Origin of the sequence: Pseudomonas arsenicoxydans, assembly GCF_006438915.1 — a bacterium.
Lineage (GTDB): Bacteria > Pseudomonadota > Gammaproteobacteria > Pseudomonadales > Pseudomonadaceae > Aquipseudomonas > Aquipseudomonas arsenicoxydans_A.
In genome coordinates this window covers 59,343-84,115 of record NZ_RCZE01000008.1, presented here as the reverse complement: position 1 = coordinate 84,115, position 24,773 = coordinate 59,343, and the positions used below count along the sequence as shown (strand labels likewise).

Annotated in this window: 17 protein-coding genes; 10 read left to right on the top strand and 7 right to left on the bottom strand. The window is 59.3% G+C overall.

Annotation, left to right across the window (positions count from 1 at the left end; translation table 11 throughout):
* The first annotated feature begins 39 nt into the window (after positions 1–39).
* Positions 40–3,087 carry an autotransporter serine protease gene (locus EAH78_RS17800; RefSeq protein WP_140668662.1) on the top strand — a complete coding sequence of 1,016 codons (3,048 nt, stop codon included), beginning with the start codon at positions 40–42 and terminating at the stop codon, positions 3,085–3,087.
* Positions 3,088–3,177: 90 nt separating this feature from the next.
* On the top strand, positions 3,178–5,022 hold the full coding sequence (locus tag EAH78_RS17795; protein WP_140668661.1) for a polyurethane esterase: 1,845 nt from the start codon (positions 3,178–3,180) through the stop codon (positions 5,020–5,022).
* Between the two features lie 154 nt (positions 5,023–5,176).
* Here EAH78_RS17795 and EAH78_RS17790 read toward each other — a convergent pair whose 3' ends face one another.
* Positions 5,177–5,401, bottom strand: a complete 225-nt coding sequence (locus EAH78_RS17790) for a YgdI/YgdR family lipoprotein (RefSeq protein WP_140668660.1) — start codon at positions 5,399–5,401, stop codon at positions 5,177–5,179.
* A gap of 171 nt (positions 5,402–5,572) precedes the next feature.
* On the opposite strand from EAH78_RS17790, the gene EAH78_RS17785 reads away from it, so the two are divergent.
* The 3 genes from EAH78_RS17785 to EAH78_RS17775 all read left to right on the top strand — a co-directional run bounded on the left by EAH78_RS17785 (position 5,573) and on the right by EAH78_RS17775 (position 10,544).
* Complete coding sequence (locus tag EAH78_RS17785) at positions 5,573–7,240, top strand: VRR-NUC domain-containing protein (RefSeq protein WP_140668659.1); 1,668 nt, start codon at positions 5,573–5,575, stop codon at positions 7,238–7,240.
* Positions 7,237–9,516 carry an ATP-dependent DNA helicase gene (locus EAH78_RS17780; RefSeq protein ID WP_140668658.1) on the top strand — a complete coding sequence of 760 codons (2,280 nt, stop codon included), beginning with the start codon at positions 7,237–7,239 and terminating at the stop codon, positions 9,514–9,516. The genes EAH78_RS17785 and EAH78_RS17780 overlap by 4 nt, the downstream gene beginning before the upstream one ends.
* 128 nt (positions 9,517–9,644) lie before the next feature.
* Entirely contained in the window at positions 9,645–10,544 is a 900-nt protein-coding gene (locus tag EAH78_RS17775; protein ID WP_140668657.1) for a zeta toxin family protein, read from the top strand.
* Here the strand turns inward: EAH78_RS17775 and EAH78_RS17770 are convergent.
* Positions 10,525–11,277 carry a DJ-1/PfpI family protein gene (locus EAH78_RS17770; RefSeq protein ID WP_140668656.1) on the bottom strand — a complete coding sequence of 251 codons (753 nt, stop codon included), beginning with the start codon at positions 11,275–11,277 and terminating at the stop codon, positions 10,525–10,527. The genes EAH78_RS17775 and EAH78_RS17770 overlap by 20 nt on opposite strands.
* A 147-nt stretch (positions 11,278–11,424) precedes the next feature.
* Here EAH78_RS17770 and EAH78_RS17765 point away from each other — a divergent pair, with 147 nt between their 5' ends.
* Positions 11,425–13,347, top strand: a complete 1,923-nt coding sequence (locus EAH78_RS17765) for a hybrid sensor histidine kinase/response regulator (protein WP_140668655.1) — start codon at positions 11,425–11,427, stop codon at positions 13,345–13,347.
* Positions 13,348–13,437: 90 nt separating this feature from the next.
* Here the strand turns inward: EAH78_RS17765 and EAH78_RS17760 are convergent, their stop codons facing one another.
* Positions 13,438–13,914: a hemerythrin domain-containing protein gene (locus EAH78_RS17760; protein WP_140668654.1), complete on the bottom strand. Its 477-nt coding sequence runs from the start codon at positions 13,912–13,914 to the stop codon at positions 13,438–13,440.
* Between the two features lie 344 nt (positions 13,915–14,258).
* Between EAH78_RS17760 and EAH78_RS17755 the strand changes: the two genes are divergently transcribed.
* Complete coding sequence (locus tag EAH78_RS17755) at positions 14,259–15,482, top strand: zinc-dependent alcohol dehydrogenase (protein ID WP_140668653.1); 1,224 nt, start codon at positions 14,259–14,261, stop codon at positions 15,480–15,482.
* Positions 15,483–15,528: 46 nt separating this feature from the next.
* On the opposite strand, the gene EAH78_RS17750 is transcribed toward EAH78_RS17755, so the two are convergent.
* The 4 genes from EAH78_RS17750 to EAH78_RS17730 form a co-directional block, all read right to left on the bottom strand.
* Positions 15,529–15,825 (bottom strand): hypothetical protein, encoded by a 297-nt coding sequence (locus EAH78_RS17750; RefSeq protein ID WP_140668652.1) that lies wholly within the window; start codon positions 15,823–15,825, stop codon positions 15,529–15,531.
* A gap of 188 nt (positions 15,826–16,013) precedes the next feature.
* Entirely contained in the window at positions 16,014–17,357 is a 1,344-nt protein-coding gene (locus EAH78_RS17745; RefSeq protein WP_140668651.1) for a cation:proton antiporter, read from the bottom strand.
* A 187-nt stretch (positions 17,358–17,544) separates the two neighbouring features.
* On the bottom strand, positions 17,545–18,402 hold the full coding sequence (locus EAH78_RS17740; RefSeq protein ID WP_140668650.1) for a glucose 1-dehydrogenase: 858 nt from the start codon (positions 18,400–18,402) through the stop codon (positions 17,545–17,547).
* A gap of 228 nt (positions 18,403–18,630) precedes the next feature.
* A complete protein-coding gene (locus EAH78_RS17730; RefSeq protein WP_140668649.1) occupies positions 18,631–19,785 on the bottom strand; it encodes a MalY/PatB family protein in 1,155 nt (384 codons plus the stop codon).
* 332 nt (positions 19,786–20,117) lie between these two features.
* Here EAH78_RS17730 and fdnG point away from each other — a divergent pair, with 332 nt between their 5' ends.
* From fdnG to EAH78_RS17710, 3 genes are read left to right on the top strand one after another with little or no spacing between them, the layout of a single operon-like run.
* Positions 20,118–23,183 (top strand): formate dehydrogenase-N subunit alpha, encoded by a 3,066-nt coding sequence (gene fdnG, locus EAH78_RS17720; RefSeq protein WP_140668647.1) that lies wholly within the window; start codon positions 20,118–20,120, stop codon positions 23,181–23,183.
* Positions 23,184–24,122: a formate dehydrogenase subunit beta gene (fdxH, locus tag EAH78_RS17715; protein WP_140668646.1), complete on the top strand. Its 939-nt coding sequence runs from the start codon at positions 23,184–23,186 to the stop codon at positions 24,120–24,122.
* Positions 24,119–24,772 (top strand): formate dehydrogenase subunit gamma, encoded by a 654-nt coding sequence (locus EAH78_RS17710; protein WP_140668645.1) that lies wholly within the window; start codon positions 24,119–24,121, stop codon positions 24,770–24,772. The genes fdxH and EAH78_RS17710 overlap by 4 nt, the downstream gene beginning before the upstream one ends.
* Position 24,773: the final 1 nt, after the last annotated feature.

The window sequence follows — 24,773 nt, the reverse complement described above, 5'->3', positions numbered from 1 at the left end:
AAAAAGGATTTTGGCAACACAACTAAGGACGGTAGCTGGATGAATAACAAGCACAACACACTGGCCGTGCTCTGCGCGCTGGCCGCAATCGGTCAGGCTCACGCCGCCCCCTACGTGGAAAGCGGCCGCACAGGCGACCCCAACAGCTGGCGCAGCGCCGAATTCAATGCCGATTGGGGCGTGGGCGCGATCAACGCACAGGACGCCTACGCCGCCGGTTATAGCGGTAAAGGCGTGAAGCTGGGGATCTTCGACCAACCGGTCTACGCCCAACACCCGGAGTTTTCCGGCGCCAATAAAGTCGTCACCCTGGTCACCAGCGGAATCCGCGAATACACCGACCCGTACATCCCGGTCAAAGCCGGGGATGCGTTTCGCTATGACGGCGCCCCCACGGTCGGCTACGACGGTAAGCTCGGTTCCCACGGCACCCACGTCGGCGGAATCGCTGCTGGCAGCCGCGATGGCGGGCCGATGCACGGCGTGGCATATAACGCGCAGATCATCAGCGCCGATAACGGCGACCCTGGTCCGGAGGACGGCATTATTCGTGGCAACGACGGCGCGGTGTACAAGGCCGGATGGGATGCCCTGATCGCCAGCGGCGCGCGAATCATCAACAACAGCTGGGGTATCGGCATTACCGATCGCTTCGACCTCGGCGGACGCAACCCGGCGTACCCGCACTTCACCGTGCAGGATGCGCAGTTGCAGTTCAACGAGATCCAGCCTCTGCTCGGGACCAAACCGGGCGGTGCCTATGACGGCGCCATTGCTGCTGCCCGCAGCGGCATCGTCACGATCTTCGCCGCCGGCAACGACTACAACCTCAACAATCCGGACGCCATCGCCGGCCTCGGCTATTTCATTCCGCAGATTGCGCCGAACTGGGTGACCGTTGCGGCGTTGCAGAAGAACCCGGACCTCACCAGCCCGGACCTCTACAACATCAGTACGTTTTCGTCGCGCTGCGGCTACACCGCCAGTTTTTGCGTGTCGGCGCCCGGCAGCAAAATCTACAGCTCGATCATCGGCGGCACCAATGCCGATAACCTCACCACCGGTTACGCCAATTACAACGGCACCTCGATGGCCGCGCCGCATGTCGCAGGCTCCATGGCGGTGCTGATGGAACGCTTCCCGTACATGACCGGCGCACAGGTCGCCAGCGTGCTGCGCACCACGGCCACCGACCTTGGGGCACCGGGTGTCGACGCGTTGTACGGCTGGGGCATGATCAATCTGCGCAAAGGCATCGATGGTCCGGGGATGTTCGTCACCGAGCAAGACATTCCTGAAGAGTTCCGCATTCAGGGCGCTTACGGCTCCAGCCAGTTTGTAGCTGACTTGCCAGGTATCGGCGCGATCATCGACGCCGGCAAACCGACCGAACGGGTGTGCACGGATGTGCATTGCGGACTCGACGTGTGGCGCAACGACATTTCCGGCCATGGTGGCCTGACCAAGCAGGGCATCGGCACGCTGGTCCTGACCGGCGCCAATACTTACGCCGGCCCGACGCTGGTCAACCAGGGTCGACTGGCCATTAATGGTTCGCTCGCCTCGACGGTCACCGTCAACGACAGTGGCATTCTCGGGGGTAACGGTCGCATCGGCGGGTTGACCGCCAAAAGCGGCGGCACCGTGGCGCCGGGCAATTCCATCGGGACCTTGCACGTGGCGGGTGACGTGACCTTCGAGCGCGGCTCGACCTATGCCGTGGAGTTGTCACCGACGAGCAGTGACGAGATCGTCGCCAGCGGCAAAGCCGTCATCGACAACGCCACAGTCAGCCTGTCCCTGGAAAACAGCCCGACACTGCTGACCACCAGCGAAGTGAAATCCCTGCTCGGCCATCAATACACCATTCTGCAAGCGGCCGGCGGGATAGAAGGGCGCTTCGGCGCAGTGGTGCCGAACTACCTGTTCCTGGGGGGCACGCTTGATTACTCGGCCAATGGCATTCTACTGGCGGTAGAACGCAACGCCACCTCGTTCAGCAGCGTTGGCCAGACACCGAACCAACGGGCGGTCGCCGCGGCTGCCGAGCAACTCGGCGCCGGCAATGCGCTGTACGAAACCTTGCTGCTGTCGCCCACCGCTGCCGTGGCTCAGCAAGCCTTCCAGCAACTGTCCGGCGAGATTCATCCGGCCATCGGCACGCTGCTGATCAACGACAGCCGTTACCTGCGCGATGCCGTCGGCGAACGCCTGCGAGAGCGTGACCTGTTCAACGCCGCCGCACCCACCGATGACCGCAGCAACGCCTGGCTCAAAGTCCTCGGCGCCTGGGGCAAGAGCGATGGGGGGCATGACAATGCCAGTTCCAACAGCTCCATCGGCGGTTTGCTGGCCGGGGTTGACGGTCTGATCACTGAAAATACGCGACTGGGTTTCGTCACCGGTTACAGCGACAGCTCGTTGAGCATGGGCGATGGCACGCATTCGTCGGCCTCGGTCGACAGCTATCACTTGGGCGCGTACCTGGGGCATGAAATCGACGCCCTGCGCTTGAGCATCGGCGGCGCCTACAGCTGGCATCGAATCGATGTGAAACGTGACCTGCAATTCGGCGACGTCAGCGGCAAACAGAAATCCAAACGCGATGCGACCACCGCGCAATTGTTCACCGAAGCGGCGTATCGCTTGGGCGTGCAACCACTGGCGCTGGAACCGTTCGCCAACCTGGCCTACGTGCACTTGAACAGCGACAGCTTCACCGAAAAAGGCGATGCCGCCGCGCTCAAGGGCGGTGAAGACAACCGTGATGCCGTGCTTTCAACCCTGGGCCTGCGGGCGAGTAAAGCGATCGCCCTGTCGGACAAACAGCAGGTGGAACTGTCCGGCACCGTGGGCTGGCAGCACAACCTGAGCAGCACCCAGTCCGAAGATCACCTGGCATTTGCCAACGGCAATACCGCGTTCAGCGTGCAAAGCGTTTCGCTGGATCGCAACGCCGCCGTAATCGGTGCCCGCGCCGGTTTGGCGGTGACGCAGGATGTTCGTGTGAGCCTGGATTACAACGGGCTGATCGGTTCCAACGAGAAAGACCAAGGCGTGGGCCTGACGCTGGACTGGCAGTTCTGATCAAGCACTAAAGGCTCCGGGTGCTTCGTGATCGAGGCGTCCCGGTTGTGAGCCATCTCTGACAATTCCAACAAAAGAGAGGCAATACCAATGGGTGTGTACGACTACAAAAACTTCAGCACAGCGGATTCCAAAGTGTTGTTTACCGACGCCATGGCAATCACGCTGTATGCCTATCACAACCTCGACAACGGCTTTGCCACCGGCTATCAGCACAACGGTTTTGGCCTGGGCTTGCCCGCGACATTGGTCACCGCGTTGCTCGGTGGCACCGATTCCCAGGGTGTCATTCCCGGCATTCCCTGGAACCCCGATTCGGAAAAAGCCGCACTGGATGCCGTGCACAAAGCTGGCTGGACACCCATCACCGCCTCGCAACTGGGCTATGACGGCAAGGTCGATGTGCACGGAACCTTCTTCGGTGAAAAGGCCGGCTACACCACGGCGCAAGTCGAGATCCTCGGCAAATACGATGCCCAGGGACACCTGACTGAAATCGGCATCGCCTTTCGCGGCACCAGCGGCCCGCGGGAAACTCTGATCGGCGACTCGATTGGCGACGTGATCAACGATCTGCTGGCGGCGTTGGGTCCCAAGGATTACGCAAAAAACTACGTCGGCGAAGCCTTCGGCAACCTGCTTGGCAACGTTGTGGCATTTGCCCAGGCCAATGGCCTGTCGGGTCAAAACGTCCTGGTCAGTGGCCACAGCCTCGGTGGGTTGGCGGTCAACAGCCTGGCGGACTTGAGCACGGACAAGTGGGGCGGGTTCTTCAAGGATTCCAACTACATCGCCTACGCGTCGCCCACCCAAAGCGCCACCGACAAAGTGCTCAATGTCGGCTATGAAAACGATCCGGTGTTTCGTGCGCTCGACGGTTCATCGTTCAACCTGTCATCGGTGGGCGTGCACGATGCGCCCAAAGAATCGGCCACCGATAACATCGTCAGCTTCAACGATCACTTCGCGTCGACGGCGTGGAACGTGCTGCCGTATTCCATCCTCAACATTCCGACCTGGATCTCGCATTTGCCTACGGCGTATGGCGACGGCATGAACCGGGTGATCGACTCGAAATTCTACGACCTCACCAGCAAGGACTCGACGATCATCGTCGCCAATCTGTCCGACCCGGCACGGACCAACACCTGGGTGCAGGACCTTAATCGCTACGCCGAAACCCACAAGGGCAGCACGTTCATCATCGGCAGCGACGCCAACGACCTGATTCAGGGCGGCAAAGGCAACGACTACCTGGAGGGGCGCGACGGTAACGACACGTTCCGTGATGGCGGCGGATACAACATCCTGTTGGGCGGCACGGGCAACAACGTGCTGGAGTTGCAGCAGTCGGTGAAAGCCGTCGAGTTTGCCAATGACAGCGCTGGCACGCTGTACCTTCGCGACGCCAATGGCGGCATCAGCATTACCCGTGACATCGGCAGCATTGTCAGCAAGGAACCGGGATTTCTCTGGGGGCTGTTCAGGGATGACGTGACGCACAGCGTGACGGCGAATGGCCTTGCGGTCGGTAGCAACTTGACCGCGTACGCCTCATCGGTGAAGGGCGGTGGCGGGGCGGATACGCTCAAGGCGCAGGCGACCGGCGACTGGCTGTTTGGCCTGGACGGCAATGACCATTTGATCGGCGGCAAGGGCAACGATGTGTTTGTTGGCGGGGCAGGGAATGACGTGATGGAATCGGGCGGCGGGGTCGATACGTTCCTGTTCAGCGGTTCGTTTGGCCAGGACCGGGTCGTGGGTTATCAGGCGCACGACAAACTGGTGTTTCTCGGGGTCGAGGGGAATGATGACTTTCGCGCGCATGCCACTTCGGTGGGGCATGACACGATGCTGACGTTTGGTGCGGATTCTGTGACGTTGGTGGGGGTTGGGCTGGACAGTCTGGCTGGCTCAGAGATTGTGATTGCCTGATGGTTTTGGGGCGCCGGTAAGGGCCCCTTCGCGAGCAAGCCCGCTCCCACATTCGATCGCCTGTGGCCATAAGATTTGGACACGACAAATATCAAATGTGGGAGCGGGCTTGCTCGCGAAGAACGATAACGCGGAATCCGATCAAACCGCGTCCTCAGTCTTCCGCGCGAACCGTGGCCACGTCCTTGGCGTTGACCTTGATCTTCGCGCCGGAAATATCCTCGAACTCGTAGAACCCATCCTTGGTCTTGGTTTTCGGCATGTCCTTGGTCAAATACTGGGTGCCGTTCTGCAGGGTTACCACCGTTGGCGTCGAGCAACCGGCCAAGGCTAACAAGGCCGCTGCGACCAGCGGCAAACCCAGGGTTTTGATGTTCATGTCCACCTCTCACAATGCTGAAAAAAACCTCTATGCCGGTTGGTGCCATCGATTGGCAGAAAGTTCGATGCCCGCCCGAAAATGACCGAATAACGCCGCCGCTTATCTTTTTCCGTTTGCGCCGCACGGTGGGTAGCTGTTATCTGTACGCATAACCAGTACTCGCTTGCCATGGCGCTTTTCCTTGTGACTGCAAATCCTCTCGACGATCCGTTCTATTACCTCAATAACTTCATGCAAGTGCTTGACTGGCTTGAACATCGTTATGCCGATGTATTAAGCGTAGAAGAACAAGCGTTCATCCGTGATTTCACCCGGCTGCCCAAGCAGTCGCGTGCGCTGCTGGTCCGGATGGTGATGCGCAAGGGCGTGCATTTCAGGGCCGGCAAACTGAGTTACGCCGAAATCGGTGACATCGTCAGGGCGGCCGAACCGTTGCTGGCGGCAGGCTGGATCTCGCAAGTATCGCCCTTGCACATCGAGGAACTGTTCGATGTGCTGCTCAAGGCCGAGATCGTTCACTGCTTTGGCGCTGCGATTGATCAGCCCAAGGGCAGGAAAAGCGATTGGCTGCCGCTGCTGAGCGAACATTTTCTCGAGCCCCAAAGCTTTGCTCAATGGTGCCCGGCATTGAATGACCGGTTGTACAGCTTGACCATCATGGACCTGTGTGACCGGTTTCAACTGATGTTTTTCGGCAACCTTTATCAGGACTGGTCCGAGTTCGTGCTGGCCGATCTCGGCATCTTCACCTATGAAAAAGTCGAATTCAGTGCCGAATCCCGAGGCTTGCGCAGCCGTGAGGACGTGGACGCCTGCCTGTTCCTCCATCAGTGCCAGCAGCATTTCGAAGCAGGCGAGCCGCTGGCGTCCATCGTCGAGCAGGTCAACGGGCTGACACTTGGCAATCCGTGGTTGCAGCGTCGTCGTGGCAAGTTGCTGTTCCAGATCGGTCAGCACTGCGAGCGTATCGCCGATTTCGCCGGCGCGCTGACGATTTACCGCGACTGCGCCTATCCCGGCGCACGGGTGCGGCTGATTCGTGTGCTGGAACGTTGCGGTGAGTATCAGCTCGCCCTGGACCTGGCTAACCATGCGCAGCAGTTGCCGGAAAGTGCCACCGAGCATCAGCATTTACTGCGTGTGCTGCCCAGGCTGCGGCGCAAACTCGGCGGTCCGGCGCTCAAGCGAGCCGCCCCGCGGCCCATGCAACGCCTGGATCTGCATTTGCCCAGAACCGATCTGGCGCTGTCGGTGGAATATTACGTACAGGCACATCTGGAGGAAGAACAGGCGCCGGTGCATTACGTCGAGAACAGCCTGATCAATTCGCTGTTCGGGTTGTTGTGCTGGCCGGCCATTTTTGCGCCGCTGCCGGGGGCGTTCTTCCACCCGTTCCAGCGTGGGCCGGTGGACCTGTTGAATGAAGACTTTTGCGCGCGCCGTGCCGAGTTGTTCGAGGCGTGCCTGGCCGAACTCGATGACGGTCGTTACCGGCAGACGATTCGTCAGCGTTATGCCGCCAAGTGGGGCGTGCAGTCACCGTTCGTGTTTTGGGGCGTCCTGAGCGAAACGTTGCTGGAGCAGGCGCTCGATTGCCTGCCAGCGGAACACCTCAAACACTCGTTCAAACGCCTGCTGCTGGACATCAAGGCCAACCGCGCCGGCATGCCCGACCTGATCCAGTTCTGGCCGCAGCAAAAAGCCTACCGCATGATCGAAGTCAAAGGCCCGGGCGACCGCCTGCAAGACAACCAATTGCGCTGGCTGGAATTCTGTCATGAGCATCAGATGCCCATCGCCGTCTGTTACGTGCAATGGGCGGAGCAGAGCGCTTGAGCTATAGCATTGCAGTACGGGCGCTGTGTGAGTTCACCGCCAAGGTCGGCGACCTGGACCTGCGTTTCACCCCGTCACCGACGGCGCTGGAAGGCATCGTCGGGCACCGCACGGTCGCGTCCAGGCGCAGCGACGGTTATCAAAGTGAAGTGGCCCTGGAAGGCGAGTACAAAACCTTGCGGGTGAAGGGCAGGGCGGATGGTTATGACCCAGAGCAAAACTGCCTGGAAGAGGTCAAGACCTATCGCGGCGACTTGAGCAAACAACCGCCCAACCACCGGCAGCTGCACTGGGCGCAGGCGAAGATCTATGGCTGGTTGATGTGTCGCAAGCTGGAGCTGGCGCAGATCAACCTGGCGCTGGTGTATTTCGACATCGTCAGCGAAAAGGAAACCTGTCTGGTCGAAGCGTTCAGCACTGCGCAACTGCAGCCGTTCTTCGAACACCATTGCGCGCTGTTTCTGCACTGGGCCGAACAGGAAATGGCCCATCGCGACGCGCGCAATCAGGCGGCGCAGCACTTGGCGTTTCCCCATGCGGACTTTCGTCCGGGTCAGCGTCACCTGGCCGAATCAGTGTTCAAAGCCGTCAGCACCGGGCGCTGCCTGATGGCGCAGGCACCGACCGGCATTGGTAAAACCGTGGGCACGCTGTTCCCGATGCTCAAGGCTCTGGCGCCGCAGAAACTCGACAAGGTGTTCTTTCTCACCGCCAAGACGCCGGGGCGAAAACTTGCGCTGGATGCGGCGCAGGTGATCCTGCAAAGCGCCGATGCGCCGCCACTTCGAGTGTTGGAGATGATCGCCCGGGACAAGGCCTGCGAGCACCCGGACAAAGCCTGTCACGGCGAATCCTGCCCGTTGGCGCGAGGGTTTTATGATCGTTTGCCCGCCGCGCGCCAGGCGGCCAGCACACTGAGCCTGTTGAATCAGGCGGCCTTGCGCGAGGTGGCGCTGGCGCATGAGATTTGCCCCTATTACCTGAGCCAGGAAATGGCCCGTTGGGCCGATGTGGTGGTCGCGGACTACAACTATTACTTCGATTTCAGTGCGCTGCTGTTCGGGCTCGCCCAAGCCAACAATTGGACCGTCGCGGTGCTGGTCGACGAAGCCCACAACCTGGTGGAACGCGGCCGGCAGATGTACAGCGCCAGTCTCGATCAGTCGACGCTCAATGGCGTGCGCAAAACCGCGCCGCAAGCGCTGAAAAAGTCCCTGCAGCGGGTCAATCGGGAATGGAAAGCCCTGCATAACCAGCAACCCGGTGCGTATCAGGCGTACGACAAGGCGCCGGAAAAACTGCTCCAGGCTGTGTTCTCGTGCAGCGCGAGCATCGGTGACTACCTGAACGATCACCCACAGGGGCTGGACAGCACTCTGCAAAATTTTTACTTCGAGATGCTGCAATTCTGTCGGGTCGCTGAACTCTTCGATGAACAGTTCCTGTTCGACATCAGCAAACGCGACCTCGACCGCCAGCGCCCGCTGTCGCAGCTGTGCTTGCGCAACGTGGTGCCGGCCGGTTTCATCCGCCCACGCCTGACCGCTGCGCGCAGCACCGTGCTGTTTTCGGCGACGCTGAGCCCGCGGCAATATTACGCGGACCTGCTGGGCACGCCTGCGAACACGGTATGGATCGACGTGGAATCACCGTTTCATGCCGACCAGTTGCAGGTGCACATTGTCAGCCAGATTTCGACACGATTCGTCCACCGGCAGGCGTCGCTCGAACCCATCGTCGAGCTGATCGCGCGGCAGTTTGCAGAGCGACCCGGTAACTACCTGGCGTTTTTCAGCAGCTTCGATTATTTGCAGCAAGTGGCGCAGTTGCTGGCCGAGCGTCACCCGCACATTACGTTGTGGTCACAGTCCCGTGGAATGGGCGAAGCGCAGCGCCAGGACTTTCTCGACCAGTTCACCGCGCACAGCCAAGGCGTCGGCTTCGCGGTGTTGGGCGGCGCATTTGGTGAGGGCATCGATTTGCCGGGCGCACGGTTGATCGGCGCGTTCATCGCCACACTGGGCCTGGCGCAACTCAACCCGATCAACGAACAGATTAAACGCCGCATGGCCGCCATTTTCGGTGCCGGTTATGACTACACCTACCTGTTTCCAGGCGTTCAGAAAGTGGTGCAGGCGGCTGGACGGGTGATCCGCACCCAGCAGGATCAGGGGGTGGTAATGCTCATCGATGACCGATTTGGCGAGAGCAAGGTTAAACAACTATTCCCACGTTGGTGGTCGCTTGAACCGACGCATTTTCGCGCTATCGAGTAGGAATATTCCTTTTAAAAAACAGCGACATATCTTGAAAGACACGCCGATTTGAACAAACGCCGAATCAGCGCTTTATTCAAAGGGCAGGCAATCACTTCCAAGCAACTCTTTGATAAGGAAATCAAGGTATGTCAGTAACGCCGCAATATGTTTACACCCCGGAGCAGGTCACTGCCGCGTTCAATGAAATAAAAGCGACGTTGTTTCGTGGGATCACCGCCCAGGCAACGCCCAAAGTCCTGATCGTTGCCGGTTTGCAAGGCTCGGGCAAAACCTATCTGCTGGAAGAAACCCTTCTGCCTTCAAAGTGCTATGAGCAATTTGTTCGCCTTTATTTGCCCGAGTATCGAGAAAAACACCCTCAATACGCCGAGATGATCAAGCGTGGCGTCCTGCATGCGTATAAGCATACGGAAGCCTTTGTCCGGGAGGTCAGTACCAAGATTTTCACCGAAGCCTTCACCCTCAAATACAACATCATCATGGAATGTGCGTTCGACAGCCTCGACTTCGCCGCCTTTCCACCCTTGGCCACCAACGCCGGTTATCAGTTCGAGACGCATATCGTGGGCTGCAATCAAGCGTTCGCTCACCTGTCGAGCATCAAAAGAGCCCTGAGCAGCCTGGAAAAAAAGGAACTGGAAAGGTTCGTCGCGCGCGCGTCGCTCGACGCCAGCATGAGTCATTCACAGGCGATCATCCTGGCCTTTGAAACCGCCTCCAAAGCGGTCAGCGGCTCACAGATCACGGTGTATGAACGGGGGCTCGGCGGGTTGAAAGAGCGGGTATCGCGCTTCCAGAAAACGTATGCAAAAGATGCGACCGAAGTAACCCCTCCAACGGCACCGACCGCCTGCAGCACCTATGCCGATATCATCAATAACCTCATTTTTACCAAGAGGGAACGCGACGAGATGCTTAAGGAGTGTCATCTGGCATTACTCAAAACCCAGGCACACGCCAAACTGGTGCCTGACTTCGTCTACAACGACCTACACGCCTACATCGTCAAATACGTGAACCGATAAGGCGTACCCATTCGGCGGCAAAGCGATGACAGTCTCCCGGCCAGCGAGCGGTCAATAACTGGCCATCGCTTACGACAAAACCTCGTTGTGGCTGGTCCGCCGAATCACGTACGGCGAGAAAGGGGCCCCGCAGGAAATCTGCGGGGCTGGAAAGGGCGGCAGTGACTTCTGCCTCGACCGTCTGCGGGTAGGTTCGGTAATAACGTCCAAGCCAGGGCGCGGTCATTGCCCAGGCCGGCAGTTCCATGGTGCTGGCCACCAGCGCGGTGACCTTGCGACCCCGTAGTACAGAAAATCCGGTTTCGGGGGAGAGGGTGCGGGCCAGCAGCAGAACACCGTGACACACTGCGGCCACCGGTTTGTCTGCGTTAAAGAAGTGCAAGGCAATCCGCTGTGCCTCAGTAGATTCCAGCAAGCTGCGCATGCCCTTGGCGTGGCCACCTGGAATCAACAATCCATCGAACTCGCTCGGGTCGACAGCGTCATAGGACAGTGGTTGGCGAAATGAGGCGTCTTCGGTCATCTGCCTGTAACGGGCAAGGTTCGGCTTGCGTGTCATCAGCAACGGGTTGAGCGGACCAAAGCCAACCTCCACCAAGCGCGAATCGGCGTAGGCCGGCAACCCCTGCGGTGTGGCAAAACGCACTTCGATCCCGGCACTGCGCATCGCTTGCCAGGGCACGCTGCTCTCGGTCGGGTCGTAGTCGCAGGTCGGCAATAGCATCAGGATCATGGAAGCGCCTTTTATCTGCCAGGAATGGGAGTTGGCGTCGAGCATAGGTGGTCTGCTGTCTGGACTCCACAGAACAAGCGAGTTGCGGCTTTCCAAACCCACGGTTTGCCTCATACTCCATAAAAATGAAAGTCGCAGGTGTGATTGATGAGTGATGTGCCGTCCAAAACCAATTCCATCGAGGAGATGCGCTTTCGCCTGCTGATTGATGCTGTGGTGGACTACGCGATCTACATGATCGATCCCGACGGCATCATCACCAGCTGGAACTCTGGCGCGCGGCGTTTCAAAGGCTACGAGGAAGCGGAGATTCTCGGCCAGCACTTCTCGCGGTTCTATACCGAAGAAGATCGACATGCCGGTTTGCCCCGGCGGGCGCTGGACACGGCCATTAATGAAGGCCGTTTCGAAGGCGAGGGCTGGCGGGTGCGCAAGGACGGCACGCGGTTCTGGTGTCACGTAGTGATCGACCCGATTCTCGACCCTACCGGCAAGCTGTTGGGGTTTGCCAAGATCACCCGGGATCTCACCGACCGTAAAATGGCCGAGGAAACCCTCAAGCAAAGCGAACAGCAATTCCGGTTGCTGGTGCAAAGCGTCACGGACTACGCCATCTACATGCTGGCCCCGGATGGTTGCCTGACCAACTGGAATCAGGGCGCCCAGCGGATCAAGGGCTACCGGCCAGACGAAGTCATCGGCAAACACTTTTCGATGTTCTACACCCCTGAAGACCAGGAAGCCGGTGAACCGCAACGGGCATTGGAAACCGCGACACGAGAAGGGCGATTCGAAAACAAGGCCTGGCGCGTGCGCAAGGACGGTACGCGGTTTTTTGCCCACGTCGTGGTAGACCCGATCTGGGGCGAGACCGGCACACTGCTGGGTTTTGCCAAGATTACCCGTGACATCACCGAAGCGACGCTTGCCCAGCAAGACCTTGAACGAACCCGCGAGGCGTTATTCCAGTCGCAGAAAATGCAAGCGATCGGCCAACTCAGCGGCGGGATCGCCCATGACTTCAATAACCTGTTGACGGTGATCCTTGGTAATCTCGAAATTGTGCGCAAACGCGTCGCGGATGATCCGAAGGTCATGCGGCTGATCGACAACGCCACCCAGGGCGCCTTGCGCGGTGTTTCGCTGACCCAGCGGATGCTGGCGTTTGCCAGACGCCAGGAGCTCAAATCCGAATCCGTGGAAATCCCCGGATTGATTGAAGGCATCAGCGGTTTATTGCGCAGTTCCCTCGGTCCGTCGGTACAACTCGAAACCCGTTATTCGCCTGGACTGGTGCCGGTCCTGGCCGACATCAACCAGCTCGAACTGGCGGTGCTCAACCTCGCAACAAACGCCCGCGATGCCATGCCCCATGGCGGCAAAATTACGATCAGCGCCCAGACAGAAGATATTCACGAACACTCAGCGTTGTCGCTGACGCCCGGCCAGTATGTTTGCATGAACATTACCGATACCGGCGAGGGCATGGATGCAAGCACCCTGGCGTCCGCGATGGATCCTTTCTTTACTACCAAAGGTGTCGGTAAAGGTACTGGCCTGGGGTTGTCGATGGTTCATGGCTTTATCGAACAACTGGGCGGGCGATTCATTCTCAAGAGCCAAGCGGGCAGTGGCACTCGGGCCGAACTTTGGATTCCCGCCGCCACGTCGACTTCAGCCATTCCCAAGGTTGCCGACGACGAGGCAGTGACCCCCGAATACAGGCTGTGCGTATTGGTCGTGGACGATGACAGCCTGGTGCTGACCAGCACCGGCCTGTTGCTCGAAGACCTCGGCCATCGGGTGATCAGTTCGACTTCCGGCGCACAGGCGCTGGAACTGTTCGGGCGTACCCCAGGCATTGATCTGGTCATCACCGACATGGCGATGCCGCAGATGAATGGTGCACAACTGGCACACGCCATCCGGACCATGAGACCAGAGGTGCCGATCGTACTTGCCACCGGTTATGCCGAGCGCCTGGAAGGCTTCGCGCTCGAACTGCCGCGGTTGTCCAAACCCTTCACTCAGCTAAACCTGGTGGAAATCATTGCCCAAGCCATGAAGTGACAAAGGGTAACTTGTGGCGAGGGGGCCGCTTCGCGACCCAGCGGGAGCGAGCTCCCTCGCCACAGTTACAGCGTTGAGTTAAGTGAATATTCAAGCAGCGAGATTGCGGTCGCTCAGTTCTTTTTTGTATTGCGCCTTCAGCGTTTCCATCTGCGCACCTAATTCTTCCAGTATCTCCTTGCCCAGCAGTTTTTTCGCTTGCGGGAACATCTCGGTTTCTTCCTCTTCGATGTGGTGTTCCAGCAGTTCCTTGACCACTTTGACTCGGCCCGCAAACTCCGGGGTGGACGGGTCGGTAACCTTCAAGTCGGGCAGCACCAGTGAGTCCACGGTGCGGTGCTCTTCCTTGGCTTCGTAATACATCACGTCCTGCTCCTTGCCGCCGGCCTTTTTGAAAGCCGGGTACAGGACTTCTTCCTCAAGTCGCGTATGAATGCTGATTTCCATTTCCAGCTTGGCCAGCAGCTCGGTGCGTTTCTTAACGCCGCGTTCAGTGGATTCGCTCAGTTGGCTCAGGATGCCTTTTACACGTTCATGGTCAGCTTTCAACAGATCGATGGCGTTCATGGTCAAGTCTCTCAAGTTGTCACGGGGATGAGCGCGAACGGTCTCAGTGGCCGAAAGTCGCTTGAACGGATAGAGCAGGAGTCGTGCCGACTTTTTACTGGGCTACATCGCTATAAATATCAAATAGTTAAATAGCTTGATGGCTATCTGCACTCATGCAGGCTGCATGAGTGCGCCATTGGTCTCATGCAGTTCGCGGTGCTACATGAGCGACCCTGCTAACGGAACATCACAGCGTTTTACCGTCGATCAGATTCGCCACTCATGCAACTGAACTCGCCTCTAAAGCCGGCTCCCTTAATACAGACAGCCGAGACTTTTCAATCACCCGCGAGGATGTAGCCATGCGAGCAATGACTTACCACGGTGCCCACGACGTCAGGGTAGACACCGTCGCAGATCCCATCATCGAAGCCGCTGACGACATGATCTTACGGGTGACCGCTACGGCCATTTGCGGATCGGATCTGCACCTGTATCGCGGCAAGATTCCCACCGTGGAGCATGGCGATATTTTCGGCCATGAGTTCATGGGCATTGTCGAAGAAACCGGATCAGCCGTCACGGCCGTGCAGCGCGGCGACAGGGTAGTGATTCCCTTCGTGATCGCCTGCGGTGACTGTTTCTTCTGCCAGATGGAGTTGTATGCCAGCTGCGAAACCACCAACACGGGCAGAGGCGCGATCATCAATAAAAAGGCGATTCCTCCAGCGGCTGCTTTGTTCGGCTTCAGTCGTTTATATGGCGGAATTCCTGGTGGTCAGGCTGAATTGGTGAGGGTGCCGAAAGCTAACGTCGGGCCATTCAAAGTGCCGGGAACGTTGGCGGACGAGAAGGTGCTGTTCCTCTCGGACATTCTGCCCACGGCATGGCAAGCCGTGCTCAATGCCGGTATCGGGCCAGGTTCGAGCATCGCGATTTATGGCGCAGGCCCCGTGGGGTTGTTGAGCGCGGCGTGCGCCAGAATGCTCGGCGCCGAGCAGATTTTCATGGTCGATCACCATGACTACCGGTTGGCGTATGCGCAGCGTACCTATGGCGTGATTCCGATCAATTTTGATGACGATGATGACCCGGCGGATACGATCATTCGCCAAACGGCAGGCAGTCGTGGGGTGGATGCGGTGATTGATGCGGTGGGTTTCGAAGCCAAGGGCAGCACCACAGAAACGGTGCTCGCCACCCTGAAGCTCGAGGGCAGCAGCGGCAAGGCGCTACGCCAGTGCATTGCGGCGGTTCGGCGCGGTGGCGTGGTCAGCGTTCCGGGGGTGTATTCGGGTTTTATCCATGGCTTTCTGTTCGGGGACGCCTTCGACAAGGGGCTGACGTTCAAGATGGGCCAGACCCACGTGCAGCGCTACTTGCCGGAATTGCTCGGACACATTGAAACTGGACGTTTGCAACCAGACGCAATCATCACCCATCGGATGTCACTGGAACAGGCGGCCGAGGGCTACAAGCTCTTCGACAAGAAACAGGAGCAATGTCGCAAGGTGATTCTGACCCCGGGCTCCAGTGATGTACCGCTGACCGAAAACCTTGAAACAGAGGCAGTGCCTGTGATGTAGGCCGCAGTCAAAAGAAGCCCGGCAATTGCCGGGCTTCTTTTCACGCTCAGGCTCGATGTTCAAGCTGCTGGCGTAATTGATGAGAGTTGCTGACGGATAGAGGAATCGGCGGGAAATCTTCGTTGAGCAAGCGCAGATGCTCAATCGCTTCCTGAAATTTCGAATCAGCTTTGCGGCGCAATGCGCGATAACGATCAAACAGCTCCACGTCCAGATCGCCGCCATCAAGCATTTCAAACGCACATCGACTCAGGTCCTGAGCCTCTTCGAACATCTGACGGTTACGTTCCAGGGCGAAAGCCCGGCAGGCTTTGATTTCATCAGGGGAGGAACATTCGATCATGACCGGCACCTTTTTCTTTTCCAGGGTTCCTTTGAATAGGCGTCGTTGCCACAGTGGAACCGAACCTGTCGGGTCTCGCGCGACACAAACACCGCGGGACTAAAGATGTGACTGTCGGGAGAAAAAGGGATTTCAATTTTTTGCAGGCGAAAATTCGATAAGTGCGCGGATCAAATGCAGAGAACAAATCAGATAACCTGATTTTTCAGACGTTCGTAACGAGCGAGGGTGGGCTGGGTCGTGATCCCGTGAATCAGGATACTCAACGCCACCACCGACAAGGTCAGGTCGGTACACAGCGATGCGACCGACTGTCCGAGCCCGTGATTCAACGCATAAAACAAGTAATAAAGACTGCCGATGCCGCGAATGCCGAACCAGCCGATCAATGCTCGCTGATGCCAATCAAGCAAACGGCCCCAAGGCATGGCCGCGACGCTCAGCGGCCGGATCAGGCAAAACAGCACACCGCCGATGGGCAGGGCACGCCAATCCCAATGGGCAATCAGCACCACGCCCAACAGCGTCACCAGAAACACTTCCATGGCCCGCTCTACGAGACCGCCAAAGGCGAGCATGTCACTCATCATGATGCCTGCCGCCACCTGACCATCCTCCAGATGGTCGGTGTTGCCACGCATGGCGTGTTGCGGCTCGACATTCTGATGACCCACAACGGGCTGGACCAGATGCTCGGCGGGCTCCTGCGACTCGCCCGTGGTACTGACCTCGGCCTGACGCAAGCCGAGGCCCGCGGCGAACACCGAGAGAAAACCATAGGCATGAATAGCTTCGGCCCCGACATAGGCCAGGGCGATCAAGGCAAGGGCGAGGTAATCATTCGGGGACAGCGTGCTGTCATCATTCTGGATGCGCAGCGCCAACGTCACGCGCCCGATGCCGCGCCCCATCCAGTAACCCGTGAGCAAAGCGGCGGGGACGGCCCATAGCAGACTTTTAAGCGCCCAGTGGCCCAGCCAACCGGGATCGCCGTCGTGTTGCAACAACAATAATCCAAGGATCACGAACGGAAACGCGATGCCATCGTTGAGCCCGGCCTCGCCCGACAGGCCAAAGCGAACACGGTCATCATCCCGCGCGTCGTTGACCTGTACGAGGGCAGCCAACACCGGGTCGGTCGGCGCCAGAATCGAGCCGATCAGGACGGAGGCGCCCCACGAGACGCCGAAGCCGTAGTGCAAAAGCAAACACACGCCGCCAATGGTCAAGACCATGACCGGCCCGGCCAGCCCGACAGCGATTCGCCAGGTCTTGTCCTTGAGCGGCAGGCGCAATTTCAGACCGCAGACAAATAACGAGAAAAGCACCGCGACTTCCGTCAGGTGCTCCATCCAGTCAGCGGCGTCATTGGTGTTGAGCTTCAACAAACCCAGTGCGCCCGGCCCGATGGCCACACCCAACACCAGGCACACCGCCGATGTGGTCACCGGCATCCAGCGCAGGTACGACGAAGTCAGCGCCAATGTCAGCAGCACGGCACCCAGCACCGCCACCCATAGAATGAAGCTCATGTCTTAACTCGCAGGGCAGGAGGTGAGATGCCGGGGCTGATGCAATCAACCAACCGTTGCGCGCAGGTATTCAGGCGACAGCAGGTTGAACCACACCAGAATCATTTCCACCAGAATAGTCACCAAAACCAGTAAGCCCACGGCCCACAGTTCTTTTGACCCTGTAGCAGCTGCTACAGGTCAGGGTTCACAGGATCGGCTTGCCGCCCGTGATGCCATAGCGTTGTCCAGTGATGTAACTGGCCTCGTCCGATGCCAGCAACACATAAATCGGCGCCACTTCCACCGGTTGCCCTGGCCGCCCCAGTGGTGTCTCTGAACCAAAGTTCTGCACTTCGTCATCGGGCATGGTCGAGACGATCAACGGTGTCCAGATCGGCCCCGGTGCCACGCTGTTCACCCGGATGTTCCTGGGCCCGAGCATCTGCGCCAGTCCGCCAGTGAAGTTGGCAATCGCGCCCTTGGTGGTGGCGTAAGCGAGGAGGGTCGGCTTGGGCAGGTCCGAGTTCACCGAACTGGTGTTGATGATCGAACTGCCGGCCTTCATGTGCTTCAGCGCTGCCTTGCAGATCCTGAACATGGCGGTGATGTTTACGTCGAAGGTCATCACCCATTCTTCGTCGGTGATGTCCTCGATGGTGTCGTGGCTCATCTGAAACGCGGCGTTGTTGACCAGAATATCGATGCGCCCGAAGCGCTCGACGGTCTTGTCGACCAAGGTCTGACACTGGGCTTTGTGCGCGATATCGCCGGGTAGCAGCAGGGTTTGACGTCCGGCGTCTTCGACCCAACGGGCGGTTTCCAGCGCGTCTTCGTGTTCATTCAGATAGGCAATGGCGACATCCGCGCCTTCACGGGCGAAGGCAATGGCCACCGCACGGCCGATGCCGCTGTCGGCGCCAGTGATCAGGGCGATCTTGCCCTGCAGCCGGCCCGAGCCTTTATAGGACTGCTCTCCACAGTCGGGGACCGGGTGCATGTTGCGCTGTGAACCGGGGACGGCTTGGGGTTGTTTGGGGAAGGGTGGCTTTGGATAGTCAGTCATCTTCAATCTCCGGGTTCAAGGCAATCGGGTCAAAGGGTTGACCCTGGGGTTTTGGCTTGAGTTCGGTTGGATTTCAGGTGCCGATAATCCAAATTTCCCACAAATCCCAATGTGGGAGCGGGCTTGCTAGCGAATGCGGTATATCAGTCAACATCAATGGTGACAGGAAAACCGCATTCGCGAGCAAGCCCGCTCCCACAGGGGATTTGTGTTGTTACTGAGAGAGAATCAGGCCTTGCGATTACGCAAGCTGCGCTCCATTCGCGCAATACCTTCTTCCAGCAACGCCCGTGGGCAGCCGAAGTTCAGGCGCACGAATTGCCCGGCGTCATCGCCGAAATCCAGGCCTGGGCTCAAACCGACCTTGGCTTCCTCGAGGAAGAACTGCTGCGGGTTGTCCAATCCCAGCGCCGAGCAATCGAGCCAAGCCAGGTAAGTGCTTTGCGGCACGTTCATGGTGACGCCCGGCAGGCGGGTGCGAACGGCGTCGACCAGGTAATCGCGGTTGCTTTGCAGGTACGCGCTCAGCTCCGCCAGCCATGGACCGGCTTCGCTGTAGGCGACGCGAGTCGCTTCCAGGCCCAGCGGGTTGACGCTGTCGACCATGCCGCAACGGGCGTGGTTGACCTTCTCGCGCAGGGCGCGGTCCTGAATGATCATGAACGAGGTTTTCAGGCCGGCGATGTTGTAGGCCTTGCTCGCCGACATCAGGGTGATCGTGCGCCGGGCTATGTCCGGGCTCAGGGTCGCCATCGGCACATGCTTGCGCCCGTCGAAACACAGCTCGGCGTGAATTTCGTCCGAGATGATCCAGGCACCCTGTTCCAGGCAGATGTCGGCAATCGCTTGCAGTTCTTCGCGCGGGAAGGCTTTGCCCAGCGGGTTGTGCGGATTGCTCAGCAGCAACGCGCCGCCACCTTGCAGCGACTGGCTGAGGGTGGCGAGCGGCGTGGTGTAGGTGCCGTCGGCCTGCTCATCGAAATTCAGTTCGACCTTGTTCAGGCCCCAATGCCCCGGTGCATGACGCAGCGGCGGATAGTTGGGCACTTGCACCACGACGTTCTGTGGCCGCTGCACCAGCGCTTTCAGGGCCATGTTGAAACCCGATTCAACCCCCGGCAGGAAGATCAGCTCTTGTGGCTGGACGCGCCAGGCGTATTTGTTCCAGAGGTCGGCGACGATGGCATCGCGCAGGTCATCCGGGGCCACGCTGTAGCCGACCATCGGGTGTTCGAGGCGTTTTCGCAGGGCCCGGATGATCATCGGCGGCGCGGCAAAATCCATGTCGGCCACCCACATCGGCAGCACGTCGGCCGGGTAGCGGCTCCATTTGGTGCTACCGGTGTTATGGCGGTCGAACACCTGATCAAAATCGAAAGTCATGCGCGGTCTCGTGAAAGCAGGATTGGAATGGCGACCATGATATCGCCCAGACCCTGTGGGAGCGAGCTATGTGGTGAGGGGGCTTGCCCCCGTTCGGCTGCGAAGCAGTCGTAGAGATTCTGGGGCCGCTTCGCGACCCAACGGGGGCAAGCCCCCTCGCCACATGGCTCGCTCCCACAGGTTGAGTGTATGGGCGTGCCCGACGGTCGGTTTTCACACCGGGCATGCCTGCATTGACTAGAGTTTGAAGTGTCGGCAGCCCGGCTGCCGTCACCGTGATTGATTGAAAAGTCCGGCAAAGCCCCGGATTTCCACCTGATCAGGAGTGCACGATGGACCTCAGCCGTCGTCAGTTCTTCAAGGTTGCTGGTATCGGCCTTGCAGGCTCGAGCCTGGGCGCGTTGGGCATGGCCCCCACGCTGGCCCTCGCCGAGCAGGTGCGCCACTTCAAGCTTGCCGCCACTCATGAGACTCGCAACACCTGTCCGTATTGCTCGGTCGGTTGCGGCTTGATCATGTACAGCCAGGGCGATACAGCCAAGAATGTCGCGCAAAACATCATCCACATCGAAGGTGACGCTGACCACCCGGTCAACCGTGGCACCCTGTGCCCCAAAGGCGCGGGCCTGCTGGATTTCATTCACAGCCCCGGTCGCCTGCACTACCCGCAGGTGCGCAAGCCCGGCAGCAGCGAATGGACGCGCATCTCCTGGGATGAAGCGCTGGACCGCGTCGCCGACCTGATGAAGGCCGACCGCGACGCCAACTTCATTGAGAAGAACGCGCAAGGCCAAACGGTGAACCGCTGGCTGACCACCGGTTTTCTCGCTGCGTCGGCCTCGTCCAACGAAGCGGGTTACATCACCCACAAGGTCATTCGCAGTCTCGGCATGCTGGGGTTTGATAACCAGGCGCGTGTCTGACACGGCCCGACGGTGGCAAGTCTTGCCCCGACGTACGGCCGTGGCGCCATGACCAATCACTGGACCGATATTGCCAATGCGAATCTGGTTCTGGTGATGGGCGGCAACGCAGCAGAAGCGCACCCGTGCGGTTTCAAATGGGTGACGGAAGCCAAGTCGCACAACAAGGCGCGGCTGATCGTGGTCGACCCGCGATTTACCCGCACGGCCTCGGTGGCCGACTATTACGCGCCGATTCGCACCGGCACCGACATCGCCTTCATGGGCGGGCTGATCAATTACCTGCTGACCGAGGACAAGATCCAGCACGAATACGTGCGCAACTACACCGACGTGTCGTTCATCGTCAAAGCCGGCTATGGCTTCGAAGACGGTATTTTCAGCGGCTATGACGCTGCCAAGCGCAGCTACACCGATAAATCCGGCTGGGGCTATGAACTCGGTGAGGACGGTTTTGCCAAGGTCGACCCGACCCTGCAAGACCCGCGCTGCGTCTATCAATTGATGAAGCAGCATTACAGCCGCTACAACATCGACCTGGCGAGCCAGATTTGCGGAATGCCGGTCGACGCCATGCAAAAAATATGGGATGAGATCGCCACGTGCTCGGTGCCGGGCAAGACCATGACCATCCTGTATGCGTTGGGCTGGACCCAGCACTCGATCGGCTCGCAGATCATCCGCAGCGCGGCGATGGTGCAATTGCTGCTGGGCAATGTCGGCATGCCGGGCGGGGGCGTGAACGCCTTGCGCGGGCACTCCAACATTCAGGGCCTGACCGACCTCGGTTTACTGTCCAACTCGCTGCCGGGTTACCTCACCTTGCCGAGCGATGCCGAGCAGGAGTACGCCGGCTACATCACCAAACGCACGCAAAAACCTTTGCGTCCGGGGCAATTGTCCTACTGGCAGAACTACAGCAAATTCCACGTCAGCCTGATGAAAGCCTGGTACGGCGGCAACGCCACGGCCGAGAACAATTGGGCGTACGACTATCTGCCGAAACTGGACATTCCCAACTACGACATTCTTAAGATGTTCGACCTGATGGGTCAGGGCAAGGTCAATGGCTATATGTGCCAGGGCTTCAACCCTATCGCGGCGTTGCCCGACAAAAACCGGGTGATGGCGGCGCTGGCCAAGTTGAAATGGCTGGTGGTGATGGATCCGCTGTCCACTGAGACCTCGGAGTTCTGGCGCAATGTCGGGCCGTACAACGATGTGAAAAGTACCGACATCCAGACCGAAGTGATTCGCTTGCCCACCACCTGTTTTGCCGAGGAAGACGGCTCGCTGGTCAACAGCAGCCGCTGGCTGCAATGGCACTGGAAAGGCGCGGACGGGCCGGGTGAAGCGCAAACCGACATCCGGATCATGGCCGAACTGTTCCTGCGCCTGCGTCAGCGCTATGAAGCGAAGGGCGGCGCCTATCCCGATCCGATCCTGAAACTGTCGTGGCAGTACAAAATCTCCGACGAACCTTCGCCGGAAGAACTGGCCAAGGAAATCAACGGCTACGCCACCACCGATTTCATCGACGCCACGGGCGCAGCGATCAAAGGCAATGCGCAACTGGCCGCGTTCAGTCAGCTCAAGGACGACGGCAGCACCGCGTCCGGTTGCTGGATTTTCTGTGGCAGCTGGACCGAAACCGGTAACCAGATGGCCCGTCGCGATAACAGCGATCCGTATGGCATGCATCAACACCTGGGTTGGGCCTGGGCCTGGCCGGCGAACCGGCGGATTCTCTACAACCGCGCCTCGGCCGATCCGCAAGGCAAGCCATGGGACCCGAAAAAACGCCTGGTGTGGTGGAACGGCAAAGTCTGGGGCGGCACCGATGTGCCCGACTACAAGGCCGACGTGCCGCCGGAAGCGGGGATGAATCCGTTCATCATGAACCCCGAAGGCGTGGCGCGGTTCTTCGCCGTCGACAAGATGAACGAAGGCCCGTTCCCCGAGCACTACGAGCCGTTCGAGACACCGATTGGCATCAATCCGCTGCACCCGACCAACAAAAAAGCCACGAGCAACCCGGCGGCGCGGATCTTCGATTCGGTGTGGGATTCCCTCGGTGTGGCCAAGGATTACCCATACGCGGCGACCAGCTATCGCTTGACCGAGCATTTCCACTTCTGGAGCAAGCACTGCAAGCTCAACGCGATTACCCAGCCGGAGCAGTTCGTCGAGATCGGCGAGGTGCTGGCCAAGGAAAAAGGCATCGTCGCCGGCGACCGTGTGCGCGTCAGCTGCAAGCGTGGGCACATTGAAGCGGTGGCGGTGGTGACCAAGCGGATTCGTCCGTTGCAGGTCAACGGCCAAGTGGTGCACCAGATCGGTATCCCGCTGCACTGGGGTTTTACCGGGCTCACCCGTCACGGCTACCTGACCAACACCTTGGTGCCGTTCCTCGGCGATGGCAATACACAGACCCCGGAATCCAAGTCATTCCTGGTCAACGTGGAGAAAGTCTAAATGGCCAGCCAAGACATCATTGCCCGTTCGGCCACCACGACAGTTCCACCTTCGGTGCGCAATCAGGAGGAGGTGGCCAAGCTGATCGACACCACCAAATGCATCGGCTGCAAGGCGTGCCAAGTCGCCTGCTCGGAATGGAACGAGCTGCGCGCCGATGTAGGCCATTGCCTAGGCACCTACGAGAACCCGCAGGACCTGAGCGCAGAAACCTGGACCCTGATGCGCTTCACCGAGCATGAAACCGACGCCGGCAACCTCGAGTGGCTGATCCGCAAGGATGGCTGCATGCACTGCGCCGAACCGGGTTGCCTGGCCGCGTGCCCCAGCCCCGGTGCGATCATCAAGCACGTCAACGGCATTGTCGATTTCAACCAGGACCATTGCATCGGCTGCGGTTACTGCATCACCGGTTGTCCGTTCAACATTCCACGGATCTCGCAAAAGGATCACAAGGCGTACAAATGCACGTTGTGTTCGGACCGGGTCGAAGTCGGGCTGGAACCGGCCTGCGTGAAAACCTGTCCGACCGGCGCCATCGTCTTCGGTACCAAGGAAGACATGAAGGAACACGCCGCTGAACGGATCGTTGATCTGAAGAGCCGTGGCTTCGAGAACGCCGGTCTGTACGACCCGGCCGGTGTCGGCGGCACTCACGTGATGTACGTGCTGCACCACGCCGACACGCCGCAGTTATACGCCGGGCTGGCGAAGGATCCGGCGATCAGTCCGTTGGTGGGGTTATGGAAAGGCGTGAGCAAACCTTTAGGGTTGCTGGCAATGGGACTGGCAGTGCTGGCCGGGTTCTTCCACTACGTACGCATCGGGCCGCAGGTCGTTGAGGAAGATGAAATGCCGCCGCCGCTTAAAGATCCTGCCGTGCACGAAGTCGATCCGTCGGTGCACACCTTTGATCCGCGCGGGGAGAACAGACCATGATCCGCAAAGAAATCCTGCGCTACACCGCCGGCCAGCGCACCAATCACTGGCTGGTGGCGATCCTGTTTTTCATGGCCGCACTGTCCGGGCTGGCGCTGTTTCATCCGGCGCTGTTCTGGCTCAGTAACCTGTTTGGCGGTGGCCCGTGGACGCGGATCCTGCACCCGTTCATGGGCGTGGTGATGTTTGTGCTGTTCCTCGGCCTGGTGATCCGCTTTTGGCGGGCCAACTTCTTCATCCGCAATGACGGCTTGTGGCTCAAGCGGATCGACAGGGTGATTCAAAACGAGGAGGAGGGCGTGCCGCCCATCGGCAAATACAACCCCGGACAGAAACTGCTGTTCTGGACGTTGTTGGCCTGCATGCTCGCGCTGCTGTTGACCGGGCTGGTGATCTGGCGCGCGTATTTCAGCGTTTATTTCGGCATCACCGCGATTCGCTGGGCGATGTTGCTGCATGCATTGGCCGGATTTGTACTGGTGCTGAGCATCATCATCCACATCTACGCCGGGATCTGGATCAAAGGCTCGATCAGCGCCATGGTGCATGGCTGGGTCAGCCGCGCCTGGGCGAAGAAACACCATGAACTCTGGTACCGCGAAGTGACTCGCGACGAACATCCCGACCCGCCGATCAGCAAAAAAGGATAAG